General features: G+C 69.1%; 15 protein-coding genes. 11 read left to right on the top strand and 4 right to left on the bottom strand.

Annotation, left to right across the window (positions count from 1 at the left end):
• Window positions 1-20 precede the first annotated feature (20 nt).
• Complete coding sequence (locus Q331_RS0115210; protein WP_034492538.1) at window positions 21-2,441, top strand: YbcC family protein; 2,421 nt, start codon at window positions 21-23, stop codon at window positions 2,439-2,441.
• A gap of 175 nt (window positions 2,442-2,616) precedes the next feature.
• On the opposite strand, the gene Q331_RS0115215 is transcribed toward Q331_RS0115210, so the two are convergent.
• Both Q331_RS0115215 and Q331_RS21985 read right to left on the bottom strand, forming a co-directional pair.
• On the bottom strand, window positions 2,617-3,267 hold the full coding sequence (locus tag Q331_RS0115215; protein WP_026381380.1) for a cytochrome b/b6 domain-containing protein: 651 nt from the start codon (window positions 3,265-3,267) through the stop codon (window positions 2,617-2,619).
• The gene (locus Q331_RS21985; RefSeq protein WP_169738525.1) at window positions 3,267-3,575 is read right to left on the bottom strand and encodes a PepSY domain-containing protein; all 309 of its coding nucleotides are present in this window, start codon (window positions 3,573-3,575) and stop codon (window positions 3,267-3,269) included. The genes Q331_RS0115215 and Q331_RS21985 overlap by 1 nt, the downstream gene beginning before the upstream one ends.
• A gap of 140 nt (window positions 3,576-3,715) precedes the next feature.
• Here Q331_RS21985 and Q331_RS0115225 point away from each other — a divergent pair, with 140 nt between their 5' ends.
• From Q331_RS0115225 to Q331_RS23190, 7 genes are all read left to right on the top strand, one after another.
• Window positions 3,716-4,024, top strand: a complete 309-nt coding sequence (locus Q331_RS0115225) for a PepSY domain-containing protein (protein ID WP_026381381.1) — start codon at window positions 3,716-3,718, stop codon at window positions 4,022-4,024.
• Between the two features lie 13 nt (window positions 4,025-4,037).
• The gene (locus tag Q331_RS0115230) at window positions 4,038-4,709 is read left to right on the top strand and encodes a response regulator transcription factor (RefSeq protein ID WP_026381382.1); all 672 of its coding nucleotides are present in this window, start codon (window positions 4,038-4,040) and stop codon (window positions 4,707-4,709) included.
• Window positions 4,709-6,064, top strand: a complete 1,356-nt coding sequence (locus tag Q331_RS0115235) for a sensor histidine kinase (protein WP_026381383.1) — start codon at window positions 4,709-4,711, stop codon at window positions 6,062-6,064. The genes Q331_RS0115230 and Q331_RS0115235 overlap by 1 nt, the downstream gene beginning before the upstream one ends.
• 95 nt (window positions 6,065-6,159) lie before the next feature.
• Complete coding sequence (locus Q331_RS0115240; RefSeq protein ID WP_051631231.1) at window positions 6,160-7,299, top strand: cytochrome b/b6 domain-containing protein; 1,140 nt, start codon at window positions 6,160-6,162, stop codon at window positions 7,297-7,299.
• Complete coding sequence (locus Q331_RS0115245; protein ID WP_026381385.1) at window positions 7,296-7,688, top strand: DUF1924 domain-containing protein; 393 nt, start codon at window positions 7,296-7,298, stop codon at window positions 7,686-7,688. Before Q331_RS0115240 ends, Q331_RS0115245 begins: the two co-directional genes overlap by 4 nt.
• Before the next feature lie 24 nt (window positions 7,689-7,712).
• Window positions 7,713-8,177, top strand: coding sequence for a diheme cytochrome c (locus Q331_RS0115250; RefSeq protein WP_034492545.1), 465 nt, complete (start codon window positions 7,713-7,715; stop codon window positions 8,175-8,177).
• A 203-nt stretch (window positions 8,178-8,380) separates the two neighbouring features.
• Window positions 8,381-8,833 (top strand): hypothetical protein, encoded by a 453-nt coding sequence (locus tag Q331_RS23190; RefSeq protein ID WP_084175092.1) that lies wholly within the window; start codon window positions 8,381-8,383, stop codon window positions 8,831-8,833.
• A 109-nt stretch (window positions 8,834-8,942) separates the two neighbouring features.
• Here the strand turns inward: Q331_RS23190 and Q331_RS0115260 are convergent, their stop codons facing one another.
• Together Q331_RS0115260 and Q331_RS0115265 are read right to left on the bottom strand one after the other, a co-directional pair.
• Entirely contained in the window at window positions 8,943-9,506 is a 564-nt protein-coding gene (locus Q331_RS0115260) for a UbiX family flavin prenyltransferase (RefSeq protein WP_026381387.1), read from the bottom strand.
• Window positions 9,503-11,020, bottom strand: a complete 1,518-nt coding sequence (locus Q331_RS0115265; RefSeq protein WP_026381388.1) for a UbiD family decarboxylase — start codon at window positions 11,018-11,020, stop codon at window positions 9,503-9,505. Before Q331_RS0115265 ends, Q331_RS0115260 begins: the two co-directional genes overlap by 4 nt.
• A 96-nt stretch (window positions 11,021-11,116) precedes the next feature.
• Between Q331_RS0115265 and ubiT the strand changes: the two genes are divergently transcribed.
• From ubiT to ubiV, 3 genes are read left to right on the top strand one after another with little or no spacing between them, the layout of a single operon-like run.
• Window positions 11,117-11,671 (top strand): ubiquinone anaerobic biosynthesis accessory factor UbiT, encoded by a 555-nt coding sequence (gene ubiT, locus Q331_RS21995; protein WP_034492547.1) that lies wholly within the window; start codon window positions 11,117-11,119, stop codon window positions 11,669-11,671.
• Window positions 11,672-11,683: 12 nt separating this feature from the next.
• Window positions 11,684-12,661, top strand: a complete 978-nt coding sequence (ubiU, locus tag Q331_RS0115275; RefSeq protein ID WP_026381389.1) for a ubiquinone anaerobic biosynthesis protein UbiU — start codon at window positions 11,684-11,686, stop codon at window positions 12,659-12,661.
• A gap of 26 nt (window positions 12,662-12,687) precedes the next feature.
• Entirely contained in the window at window positions 12,688-13,617 is a 930-nt protein-coding gene (gene ubiV / locus Q331_RS0115280; RefSeq protein WP_026381390.1) for a ubiquinone anaerobic biosynthesis protein UbiV, read from the top strand.
• The last annotated feature ends 4 nt before the right edge of the window (window positions 13,618-13,621 follow it).

Genomic DNA, 13,621 nt, shown 5'->3' on the forward strand with positions numbered 1-13,621 from the left:
CGGCTCAAGGGAGAGACGAGATGTTCACCACCCGCGACATTGCGACATTGCACGCCGACACCGTGACCGCGGCGGCGGCGAAGGCCGCTCGCGCCATCCCGCCGCTCTGGCCGCTTACCACCAGCGTTGCCGTCAATCCCTTCCTGGGACAGGCCGGGGAGGGCCTGGCGGAGGCCAGCGCGCGGCTTGCGCGCGTCGCCGGGGCAAGGCTCACCATGCCGCGCACCTGGTACGCGGAACGGATCGCGAGCGGCGAGATCGCCGAGGAAGACCTTTTGCAAGCGCTCGCCGCGGCTCCCGCCGAGTTACGCCCGCCGAGCCTTGCCGCTCTCAAGGCGGCGGCGAAAACGCCGGCGCCCCATACGCGCGCCGTGCCGAGCGTTGCCGATCTCGCCGCCGAGGCTTCCGGCACCGACTGGCCGGGGCTCATCGCGGAGCGCTTCGGGGCCTGGGCTGCGGGCCATTTCGACGCCGGCCAGGCCCTGTGGCCGGCACCGCGGGGAAGGAGCGCCTATGCGGCCTGGCGCGCCTTTGCGATCCGTGACCTGACGCCCGAGATCATCGGGTTGAAGGGTTTTGCCCAACGCGTCGCGGAGACGCCGGAAAGCCCGCGCCGGACGATCGGCGAGGCGGTGGCGCGGCTCGGCCTGCCGGAGGCGGCGCTGGAAACCTACTTCCACCGGCTTTTGGCGAGCCTCGGCGGCTGGGCGCAGTATGCGCGTTACCTTCTGTGGCAGGCGGAGCTCGGCGGCAAAAGCGATGCCACACTCGCCGAGCTGATTGCCATCCGCATCCAGTGGGAGGCGGCGCTGTTCGATCTTTACGGCGAGGAGATCAGGCTAAAATGGGCGGCGGCGCGGCGCCTCTACGGCGAGAAGATCGCGCCATCCCCGGACCTCGTCGTCGACGCCATCTTGCAGGAAGCGGCCGAACGGGCGCATCAGCGCCGGCTCGCCGCGACTTTGTCGGAGCCGGTCGCGGCCCCGACGGAGACGCGGCCGACATTGCAGGTCGCCTTCTGCATCGACGTGCGTTCGGAGGTCTTCCGGCGTTGCCTGGAGAGCCTCGATGGCGGCATCCGCACGCTCGGCTTCGCCGGCTTCTTCGGCCTCGGACTGTCGCACCGCGGCTTTGCCTCCGATGTCGCCGAGCGGCGCCTGCCGGTGCTTCTCAATCCCACACTGGAGAGCCGTTCGGGGGGCGCGGAGGCAGCTTCGGCCGACCTGGCGGCGCGGCTTGCCGCCCGCGCCAGCCGCGCCTGGGGCCGCTTCAAGCTCGCCGCCGTCTCCTCCTTCGCCTTCGTGGAGGCCTCCGGACCGGTCTATGTCGGCAGGCTTTTGCGCGACGGGCTCGGCTTGAAGAAGATCGCCGCACCGGCCGAGCCGGCGCCGAGGCTCGATCCGCCGCCGGACCTGGCACAGCGCATCGAGGCGGCCGAGACGGTCTTAAAGGCGATGTCGCTCACGGAGGGCTTTGCCCCCCTGGTGCTTCTTGCCGGCCATGGCGCCAGGGTGACCAACAACCCGCATGCGAGCGCCCTGCAATGCGGCGCCTGCGGCGGCTTTTCCGGGGAGGCGAATGCCCGGCTCCTGGCCGCGCTCCTCAACGACGAGGACGTGCGGGCCGGGCTGAAGAAGCGCGGCATCGCCATTGCCGACGACACGCTCTTCCTCGGCGCGTTGCACGACACCACCAGCGATGCGGTGACGGTCTATGCGGACGATCATCCGCATGCTTCTCATACGGAAATACTCGGTAAGGCGCAGCGGTGGCTCGCCGCTGCGGGCAAGCTGGCGCGGGCGGAGCGGGCGGCGAGGTTGCCGCGCGCAAGTAGCGAGGCGGCTCTGCCGCGGCGCGGGCGCGACTGGGCCGAGACGAGGCCCGAATGGGGCCTTGCCGGCTGCAGCGCCTTCATCGCCGCGCCGAGAGGCCACACGCAGGGAAGGGAGTTTCAGGGCCGGGCCTTCCTGCACGATTACGACTGGCGCCAAGACGAGGATTTTTCCGTGCTGGAGCTGATCATGACCGCGCCTGTCGTCGTGGCGAGCTGGATCAGCCTGCAATATTACGGCTCCAGCGTGGCGCCGGAGGCCTTCGGCAGCGGCAACAAGGTGCTGCACAATGTCGTCGGCGGTATCGGCGTTACGGAAGGGAACGGCGGCAATCTGCGTGCCGGTCTTGCCTGGCAATCGGTGCATGACGGGGAGCGGCTCATCCACGAGCCCTTGCGCCTTTCCGTCGTCATCGCGGCGCCACGCGAGGCGATGACCGCCATCCTGCGCCGGCACGAGGAGCTGCGGGCGCTCTTCGAACATGGCTGGATGCATCTCTTCGCGCTCGATGAGGAAGGACGCATGACGTGGCGCTATGCGGGCGGGCTGCAATGGACGGCCATGGCTGAGGAGGCTGCGGCCGCCCCGAGGATGAAGGCCGCGGGCTGAGCCGGGCGGGGGGCGAGAGGCAAGGCCGCCGGGCAAAAAAGGCCCGGCCCCTCGTTCCCGTGCTGGCTAGGCGACAGGGCGACGGGCCGGGCAAATGCGGCATCGACATTGCTTGCCGTTGCCGCCGGCGGGCGTCCGGGGGTGTTGGAAGCCCGCCATACCGGTGGTGCGCTGGCTAGGCGCGTTTTTGACCGGTGATCATGCTACGGGGCAGGTTCTCACGATGGGCGAGGCTGGCGAGGCCGACGCCGAGGATATGGAGAACGATGAGAGCCAGCGAGAGATTGGCGCTCACCTCATGCACCTCCTCCCATACATTCTCGCGCTTCTGCCGCACCCCGCCTTCCTCTCCGGCCGTGCCTTCCAGCGCGGGGAAGGAGGAAAAACTTTCCGCGGGCGCCTGGACGATGATGCCGGCAAGCGGACCGCTGCCGTCCTCCACGGCGAGCGTGGCCATGCCGGAGAAGGTCGTCACGGCGAGCGCGGCGAAAAGCGCCAGCGTCATCGCCCCGCCGGCGGGGCTGTGGCCGATATGCCGTTCGGCCCGGCCGGAAACGAGAGCGGCGAGATAGGAAAAGACACGGCCGGGACCGGTGACGAAATCGGCGAAGCGCGCATGTTCCGGGCCGATGAAGCCCCAGACGATACGTAGAGCCACGGTGATGGCGATGGCATAGCCCGACCAGCTATGCAGCCATTCCGGCTCGCCCTCGGTGAGGTAGGCGGCGGCGAAGGCCGCCACCAACACCCAGTGTCCGATGCGCACCAGCGGGTCCCATACCCGGACCCGCCCGGTGGCATCCTCATCATGCGTGAGGCTGACCATCAGTCGAGCGCCTTCTCCCAGGCGCCGGAGATCGGTGCGCCGGTTGCCGCATCAAGCTCGGCCTCCACCTGCATGCCGTTGGTGTCGGTCATCTTGACGTCCCAGTAGCGCCCGTCCTCGCGATCCACTTCCAGGACGGTGTAGCCGAGGGCCTCCAGCTGGCTGACGAGATCGGTAATCGGCATCCAGGTGACGCTGCCGCGGTCGCGGGAGAAGCGGCTGTCGTCGGCGGAGGCCTGCGCCGTGCCGAGGGCGGAAACGCCGATGGCGGCGGCCAGAAGGGCGGCGATTGCAATTTTCTTCTTCATGGTGTTGTGCTCCATCTTTCTTGCTGTGAGACCGGCGGGTTGCCGCTCTCGATGGAGCGAGGAATGCCACAGGCCCGCTGACGCCTCCCTGACTGGCCTTGTCAGCAATGCGTCAGGCAGGACGGCCTAGGATGTAGCCCATGACAAACCTATTGCTGACGATCCTCTTGCTGATTTCGCCGGCGGCGCTGGCGGACAAGGATCACGACCGTGCCCGCGACGCCTTGCGCCGGGGCGAAATCCTCCCGCTCGCCGAGATCCTGCCGAAGATCGAGCGGCGCTACCGCGCCCGCCTGTTGGAAGTGGAGCTGGAACGCGAAGACGGTATCATCGTCTACGAGCTGGAGCTGATCACCCGCGACGGGCGTATCATCGAGCTGGAAGTGGATGCCGCCTCCGGCGCCGTCATCGGCAAGGAGATCGACCGCAGCCGGCGCACGGGCAGCTGAGGACGAGAAAGACATGCGCGCGCTTGCCGTGGAGGACGATCCGCGTATCGCTGCCGATCTTGCCGCCGCGCTCGGCGCGGCGGGCTTTCGCGTGGAGACCTGCGGCGACGGCGAGGAGGCCTGGTTCCTCGGCGATACGGAGGATTACGACCTCGTCGTGCTCGATCTCGGCCTGCCGAGCCTCGACGGGCTGACGCTGTTGAAGCGCTGGCGGGCAAACGGGCGGGAAATGCCGGTGCTCATCTTAACGGCGCGCGGCGCCTGGACGGAGCGGGTAGAGGGCATCGATGCGGGGGCGGACGATTATCTGCCCAAGCCCTTCCGCATGGAGGAGCTGGTGGCGCGCGCCAGGGCGCTCATCCGGCGGGCGGCGGGAAGGGGCTCCTCGGTGCAAAGTTCCGGCGAGCTCCGCCTCGACGCCAACCGCATGACGGTGGCGCTGAGGGGCGTGCCGGTGACGGTGACGGCGTTGGAATACCGGCTTCTGGCCTATCTGATGCTGCACAAGGAGCGGGCGGTGCCGCCCACAGAGCTCTTGGAGCATCTCTACGGCGATGAGGAATCGCGCGATACCAACGCGGTGGAGGCGCTGGTGACGCGGCTGCGGCGCAAGCTCGGGCCCGGCGTCATCGGGACAAGGCGCGGCTTCGGCTATTTCCTGGAAGCGGCGAGCGACGCCGCCTGATGCAGCGCTCGCTCCGGCTGCGGCTGATCCTCGCCGGCGCGCTCGCCATCAGCGTGTCGCTGGCGCTGGCCGCGCTCGGCCTGTCGGCGCTGTTCGCCGCGCATGTGGAACGGCGCGCCGTGGCGGAGCTCTCGGTGCATCTGGACCAGGTCCTTTCCGGCCTGGAGCGCGGGCCGCAGGGAAGCCTCGTCCTGGCGCAAATGCCCGCCGATCCGCGCTTTTCCCGTCCCTTCGGCGGACTCTACTGGCAGATCTCGCAAGACGGGGAGGTGCTGCGCTCGCGCTCCTTGTGGGATGACGCCCTGGAGCTGCCGACGGACGAACTCGTCGACGGGGCGGTGCATGTGCACGACATCGCCGGGCCGACGGACCAGCGGCTCCTGACCATCGAGCGCAGCGTCACCCTGCCGGAGCGCCTCGGCGGCGGTCGGGCGCGGGCAGCCGTCGCCATGGACCGTGCCGAGCTGGAGGAAGCGCGGCGCGCCTTCGTCGCCGATCTCATCCCCTATACGGCGCTTCTCGCCCTGGCGCTGACCATCGCCGGCGGTCTGCAGATCGCCATCGGGCTTCGCCCGCTGGCAGCGGTGGGGGCGCGCGTCGCCGCCGTACGCTCCGGCGAGGCGAAACGCCTCGGCGAGGACTTTCCGGTCGAGGTGCTTCCCTTGGCCAGCGAGGTGGACGCGCTCCTGGAGCAGCGCGAGCATGAAATCGTCAGGGCCCGGGCGCGTGCGGGCGATCTCGCCCACGGGCTGAAGACGCCGCTGCAGGCGCTGCTCGGCGAGGCGGAGCGGCTGCGCCAGGCCGGACGCGCGGAAGCGGCGAAGGCCATCGAGGAGATCGCCGGCGCCATGCGCCGCCACACCGACCGGGAGCTGACGCGCGCGCGCATCGCCCTCAGGAGCAAGGCGGCGCAGGCCGATGTCGGCAAGGTGGTGGAGAACGTGGTGCGCGTCATTCGCCGCACGGAGGAGGGCGGCGAGATCGCATGGCGCCAGGAGGTGCCGCAGGACCTGCAGGCGGCGGTCGACCGCGACGATTTGACGGAGGCGCTCGGCGCGCTGGTGGAGAACGCTTCGCGCTATGCGCGCCAGGAGGTCACGATCGCCGCCCGCGAGGATGCGGGCTTCATCGTGCTTTCGGTGCGCGACGACGGGCCCGGCATCCCGCCGGAGCGGATCGAGGCGCTGATGGCGCGCGGAGCGCGGGCCGATACCAGCGGCCCCGGAACCGGCCTCGGCCTCGCCATCGCCTCCGAAATCGCCGAGGCGCTCGGCGGCGTGCTGTCGCTGCACAACGTCGAGCCGGGCCTTGAGGCGCGCCTCATCCTGCCGGCGGTGCGGCCGCCGACTTCCTGACATTTCGCTGACATCCACGGTCAGGGCGGCGTCAGCCCGCCGGTGCGATGGTCCCCGAAAGGTTCGCGGAGGATGCGGACCGGACGGGGCATATCATGCTGCAAAAAAACACAGAGCAAACCAGAGAAGGCCAAGGGCTGACGGTTCCCGTTTGGGACATCTGGGTGCGGCTCTTCCACTGGCTGCTTCTCGCCTGTGTCGCCACAGCCACGGTGACGGGCTTCTTCGCCGACGCCACCTGGCTGCGCCTGCATATCGCCGGCGGGCTCGGCGCTGCCGGCCTGGTGCTGGCGCGTATCGTCTGGGGCTTCACCGGGCCGACCCATGCCCGCTTCAAGGACTTCTTTCCACGGCCCTCCGCGGTCATGGAGCATCTGCGCGGCGGCGGCGGGCGGCATCGCGGCCATAACCCGCTCGGCGGGGCCATGGTCTTCGCCTTCTTCCTCGCCATCCTCTTTCTGGCCGCTACCGGCCTTGCCATCCTCGGCGGCGCCTTCAAGACCGGACCGCTCGCCTTCGCGTTCACCTTCCAGAGCGGTCACGCGATGGAGGAGGTGCACGAACTCATCGCCCTGGCGCTTCTCGTCATGATCGGCCTGCACGTCGCCGGCGTCGTCCTGGAAAGCTTTCGCAGCCGGGAGAACCTCGCCCGCGGCATGGTGACGGGCGAGAAGGAATGGCGGGCGGACGACCATCAGCCCCGGATCGCCAGGCCGCGTGGCCTTGCCGCGGCGGCCGCGATCGCCGCGGTCGGCGCCGTCCTCATCCTCGCCAATACCGGCCTGTCGGCGCGGCCGGTGCCGGGCATGCCCGTGGCCAATCTCGATCCGACCTACGCCCAGGAATGCGGCGACTGCCATACGGTCTACCATCCAAGCCTTCTGCCGGCCGCTTCCTGGAGGGCGCTGATGCCGCGGCTTGCCGACCATTTCGGCGAGAACGCCAGCCTGGGGCCGGAGCTGACGGCGGAACTTGAAGCCTATCTCGTCGCCCATGCCGCCGAGACGGCCGACACCAAGGCCGCCAACCGCATGGCGCGCGGCCTCGACGCGCCGCCGCTGGCCATGACCGAGACGCCGTTCTGGAAGCACCAGCACGAAGATCTGGCCAAGGCGCTCTTCGCTTCCGATGCCGTTGGCAGCGCCAGCAATTGCGCCGCCTGCCACCTCGACGCGGAGACCGGGCTCTTCAGCCCCTTGTCCATATCCATCCCGAAACAGGAGACCATTCGATGAAATACCTTTTGATCGTGCCGGCGCTGCTGATTGCGACGCCGGCGCTGGCACAATCGACCTCGCCTTCGGACCTCATCCAACGCTACTCGGCCGAGGCCGGACGGGCCGCCGATGCGGGGCGCGGAAAATCGTTCTTCCTGGCCAACCATGGCAGCGGCAAGCCGGATACGCCCTCCTGCACGACCTGCCACACCAAAAACCCGCGCAGCGCCGGCAAGGCGCGCACGGGCAAGACGATCGACCCGCTGGCGCCTTCGGCGAACGGCGCGCGGCTGACGGATCTCGCCAAGGTGGAGAAGTGGTTCCGCCGCAATTGCGACAGCGTTCTCGGCCGCTCCTGCACCGCCGGGGAAAAGGCGGACGTCGTCGCCTGGCTCGCCAGCCAGTGAACCAACCAAGAAAGGGAGATTTTCATGTACCGAATGTTACTGGCGGCGGCGACGGCCGGCGCCATCATCCTCACCGTGCCCGCCCTTGCCGACGATGACGACGATCGCGGCCGCCGGGGCGACGACCACCATACCCGCGTCTCGGCGGTCACCCATGCGGCGACGAAGGCCGAATGCGGCGCCTGCCACATCGCCTATCCCGCCGGCTTCCTGCCGGCCGCTTCCTGGCGGAAGATGATGGGCGATCTCGACAACCATTTCGGCGAGAGCGCCGCGCTCGACGAGGCGACCCGGGCCGATATCCAAGCCTATCTCGTCTCACATGCCGGGCGCGGCAGCGGCGCGCCGCAGCGCATCTCCGAGCTCAGGTGGTTCGTCGACGAGCATCGCGACGAGGTCTCGCGCCGCGAATTGGCGAGAGCGGGCTCCTGGGCCAATTGCGGCGAATGCCATCGCGGCGCCGAGCGCGGCTATTTCGACGACGATTGATGGGGCTGGTGACCGGCCGGCCAGGGCCGGCCGGTACCAAGTCAAGGCGCACGTTTCACGCCTGGCACCAAGGCGAACGGAGGCAAGCGATGCGTGCCGCCGCGACGTGAGCAGGGATCGGCCGTGCCTTGAGCGGCCAGGGAAGACGTCGACAGCGCCCCGGCTTACGAGCCGGCGCTCTTTTAAAGTAAAGGGGGGAATGAATGTATCGAATTGTTGCAGCGGGGCTCATCGCCCTGATGATCGGCGCGCCAGCTCTTGCCGATGACGACATACCGCTTCCGGCCGTCACGCATGCTGCGACCGCCGCCAAATGCGGCGCCTGCCATATGACCTTTCCAGCCGATCTTCTGCCGCCGGCTTCCTGGCAGATGATGATGCGCAGTCTGGACAACCATTTCGGCGTCAACGCCGCCGTCGGCGAACCGGTGCGCAGCGAGATTGAAGCCTATCTCGTCGCTCACGCCGACAATCGCCGCGGCGTCTCCGGCGCGCCGCAGCGCGTCTCCCGTCTCGCCTGGTTCGTGAATGTACATGGGAGCGAGGTGTCGCGGCGGGCGATCCGCAAGGCCCGCTCCTGGGCGAATTGCACGGCCTGCCACAGTGTCGGCGTCCAGAACGTGTCCACCGATGGCGGAAACGGCGACAGCAACTGATTTTGAGCTGGCCACCGGCCGGTCATGGCCGGCCGGAAAAACTGGGGAGGCGCCGAAAGGTGGCCTCCCCTTTTGTTTTCATGGTGCAGGGGAAGCCTGGCTCCCCCTCTCAGTGCGCGCCGCCGTCCCAGGCGGCGGCAAGCGGCGGGGCGATCTTCAAGGCGTCGACGGCGCGGCGGGCGATCTGGTCGACGATTTCCGCAACGCTTCTCGGCTTCAGATAGAAGGCCGGGACCGGCGGCAGGACGATGCCGCCCATCTTCGTGACCGCCGTCATCGACCGCAAATGCGCCAGATTGAGCGGCGCCTCGCGGGCGACGAGCACCAGCGGGCGGCGCTCCTTCAACTGCACGTCGGCGGCGCGGGCAATCAGATTGTCGGCAAGACCATGGGCGATGGCGGCAAGGCTGCGCATGGAGCAGGGTGCGACGAGCATGCCGGCGACGGGATAGGAGCCGGAGGCGATCGCGGCGCCGACCGCATCGACGGCATGGCGGCGGGCGGCGATACCGGACAGGGCGTGCGGGCCGACCTCCTCCAGCAAGGTGCGCTCACCGGCGGCGGAGACGACGAGCTCGATGGCAAAGCCGAGCTCGGCGAGAAGCTCGGCGGCGCGCAGGCCGATGGCGGCGCCGGAGGCGCCGGTGACGGCGAGGATGACGGGCGGCTTCATCCGACCCTGCGCAGCGGCTGGGCGGCGGGCAGGCCGAGCTTCGGCCAGAGCTTGTCGATACGCGCCTCCACTTGCGGGCTCATCTTCAGGACGCGGCCCCATTCGCGGCTCGTCTCGGCGCCGATCTTGGTGGTGGCGTCGATGCCGAGCTTGCCGCCGAGGCCGGCCTCCGGCGAGGCGAAGTCGAGATAATCGATGGGGGTGCGATCCAGAAGCAGGAGATCGCGCGAGGGGTCCATGCGCGTCGACAGGGCCCAGACGATATCGGCGGGATCGGTGACGTCGATGTCGTCGTCGACCACGACGATGCCCTTAGTATAGCTGAACTGCGGCAGCATGCCCCAGAGCCCCATCATCACCCGGCGCGCCTGGCCGGGATAGCGCTTTTTGATGGAGACGATGGCGAGGCGGTAGGAGCAGGCGGCCGGCGGCAGCCAGACGTCGAGGATCTCCGGCATCTGCTGGCGGATGATGGGCTTGGCGAGAATGTTCAACGCCTCGCCGATGACGGAAGGCTCGTCGGGCGGACGGCCGGTATAGGTGGAGAGATAAACGGGATCGCGGCGGTGGGTGATGGCGGTCACCCGCATCACCGGGAATTCCTCCACGGCGTTGTAATAGCCGGTATGGTCGCCATAGGGTCCTTCCGGCGCCGTCTCGCTGGCCGAGACCAGCCCCTCGATGACGATCTCCGCATCGGCCGGCACCGGCAGGGGAACGGTGAGAGCCTCGGCGATACGCGGGCGCTCGCCGCGCACCAGGCCGGCGAAATCGAGCTCTGAGAGCGTTTCCGGCAGCGGCATGACGGCGGAGAGAATCGTCGCCGGATCGGCGCCGATGGCGATGGCCACGGGCATGTCGCGCCCGGCGCTGGCCCAGGCGCGATGGTGCTTGGCGCCGCCGCGATGGGCGAGCCAGCGCGCGATGAGGCGGTGCTCGTCCAGCATCTGCATTCGGTAAACGCCCATATTGATCGGCCCGCCCTCCGGCCCTCGGGTGATGACCAGCGGCCAGGTGATGAGCGGCGCCGGCTCGCCCGGCCAGCAGGTCTGGATGGGCAGGCGGGCGAGGTTGGCGTCGGTGCCGCGGCGCACCTCCGCCTGCACGGCGGGACGCGAAACGCTCTCGGCGCGGGTGTTGAGGGCGGCGCGCAGCATCGGCCATTGGGCGAGCGCGTCCTTGAGGCCGTGGACGGGCTGCGGCTCGCGCAGGGCGGCGAGCGCCTCGCCGAGTTCGCCAAGGCGTGACAGTTTGACGCCGAAGCCGGCGGCGACGCGCTCCACCGTGCCGAAGAGATTGACGAGGACGGGCATTTCGGCGCGGCGCCCGTCGGCGTGGAGGGCATGGTCGAGGCGCAGGGCAGGGCCGCCGGCGGCCAGCACCCGGCGCTCGATCTCGGTCGCCTCGTGCACCATGGAGACGGGCTCGGAAATGGCGGCGAGATCGCCGGAGCGGGAAAGATGGGCGAGGAAATCGCCGAGCGTGCGGAACGGCGGCAGATCACGGAACGTCAAGGCGCACCTCCTTGTCCCCGATGCGGCAGAGCGGCCGGCACCGCTTTGAGATAGATCAAGGACGCTCGCCCTTCTTCGGGGCGCAATGCGCGCGCCATGCAGCCTGCCACCGATATCGTCGCCGTTCCGGCGCCCGTCCGCCTGTTCCTGCGGCCGTTGCCGCTGTTTCCCCTGCGCCTCGTCCTGGAGCGCATGGTCGCCGGCCTCATCCGCCGCCGGCCGGGGCTGTTTTCCAGGCTCGACGAGCATGCGCAGAAAACCTTCCTCATCGATCCGACGGATCTGCCCTTCGCCTTCCGCCTGAAGCCGCGGCCGGAGCGGCCGAGCGTGGAGCCGGTGCGGCGCGGCGATGGCGGGCTTCACGACGCGCGCGTGGCCGGCCCGCTCGGGGCGCTGATGGGGATGATCCACGGCGCCTTCGACGGCGACGCGCTGTTCTTCTCGCGCGATATCGTCATCGAGGGCGACACGGAGGCCGTGCTCGCCCTGCGCAACGCGCTCGACGATGCGGAGATCGACCTGATGGAGGAGGCGGCGGCCGCCTTCGGCCCGTTCCGGCCGGCGGTGGAGCCGCTGATGAAAAGGGCAATGCCGATTGCTGAAAGGGTGACGGGGCTGCCCTTGCACCGCGTCGACATGATGGAGTTTTGAGACATGGAGCGGCTGGAGCTGGTCTGCCCGGCCGGCACGCCCGCGGCGCTGCGCGCGGCGGTCGATGCCGGCGCCGACACGATCTATTGCGGCTTTCGCGACGAGACCAACGCGCGCAACTTTCCCGGCCTCAACTTCTCGCGCGAGGAGATGGAGGAGGGCGTGCGCTACGCCCACAAGGCCGGGGTGAAGCTGCTTGTGGCCATCAACACCTTCCCGCGTGCCGGGGCGCCGGAGAAATGGCGGGCGGCCGTCGACGATGCGGCACGGTTCGGGGCCGATGCCGTCATCCTCGCCGATCTCGGCCTTCTCGCCTATGCCGCGGATAAGCATCCGGGGCTGCGCCGGCATCTTTCGGTGCAGGCGGCGGCGGCGAACGCCGATGCCATCAACTTCTATGTCGACACGTTCGGGGTGAAGCGGGTGGTGCTGCCGCGGGTGCTGACGGTACAGGAGATCTCCGCCATCAACCGGCAGATCGGCTGCGAGACGGAGGTTTTCGTCTTCGGGGGGCTGTGCGTCATGGCGGAGGGGCGCTGCGCGCTGTCGGCCTACGCCACCGGGCGCTCGCCCGACATGAACGGCGCCTGCTCGCCGGCAAGCCATGTCGTCTACCGCGAGGAGGGCACCGATCTCGTGTCGCGGCTCGGCCCCTTCACCATCAACCGGGTGAAGCGCGGCGCCCCGGCGCCCTATCCGACCCTTTGCAAGGGCTGTTTCAGCGCTGGCGAATACAGGGGCCATGTCTTCGAGGACCCGGTCAGCCTGGACGCGGCGACGCTGATCGCCGAATTCGCCAAGGCGGGCGTGACGGCGCTGAAGATCGAAGGCCGCCAGCGCTCGCGTTCCTACACGCAGGCGGTGGTGCGCTCCTTCCGCAAGGCGGTGGAGGCGGAGGCCGCCGGCCTGCCGATCATGGCGAACGAATTGCAGCGCCTGACGGAAGGCCAGACGACGACCGCCGGCGCCTATGCCAAGACCTGGCGCTGAGCGCGCCGCAGCCAAGGTTCAAGAAAGTGCCCGCACGCCCCTCCCTCACCCTCGGCCCGCTTCTGTTCAACTGGCCGGCCGATAAGTGGAGCGATTTCTACGCCCGCATCGCCGATGAGGCGGAGGTCGACCGCGTCGTCCTCGGCGAGGTGGTCTGCTCCAAGCGCTCGCCCTTCTGCGAGGACCGGATCGGCGCGGCGGTGGAACGGCTGCAAAAGGCCGGCAAGGAGGTGCTTCTCGCCTCGCTCGTCCTCGTCACCCTGCCGCGCGAGCGCAAGGCGATGAAGGAACTCGCCGAAGGCGCCGAACTGCCGGTGGAGATCAACGACTTCACCATGCTGCGCTATCTTGAGCCCGGCGCGCCCTTCGCCGCCGGGCCCCTGGTCAACGTCTACAACGAGGGCACGCTCGCCTGGCTGGCGGGGCGCGGGGCCAAACTCGTCTGCCTGCCGCCGGAGCTGCCCATCGCCTCGGTGACGGCGCTTGCCAAGGCCGGCGGGGCGGCCGGCATCGACACGGAGGTCTGGGCCTTCGGGCGGGTGCCGCTCGCCATCTCCGGGCGCTGCTATCATGCCCGCATCCACGGTTTGTCCAAGGATTCCTGCCAGTTCGTCTGCGGCGAGGATCTCGACGGGCTGCGCGTTGCCACCCTCGACGGGGAGGATTTCCTGGCCGTCAACGGCGTGCAGACCATGTCCTTCACCCATGCGAGCGTCCTCGGCGAGCTCGACGCGCTGAAGGCGGCGGGCGTGACCTCGTTCCGCCTGTCGCCGCACGATTGCGACATGGTGGCGGTGGCGGGCCTCTTCCGCGAGCGGCTGGAGGAGAAGCTCGATGCCGAAGAGGCGGTGACGCGGCTCGGCATGCTGTTGCCCGAGGCGCGCTTTTCCAACGGCTTCCTCTTCGGCGATTACGGGGCGGAAATGGTGGAGAGGGCCCAGCGACAGGTCGCCTGAACCG

The organism is Afifella pfennigii DSM 17143, from assembly GCF_000688515.1.
Taxonomy (GTDB): domain Bacteria; phylum Pseudomonadota; class Alphaproteobacteria; order Rhizobiales; family Afifellaceae; genus Afifella; species Afifella pfennigii.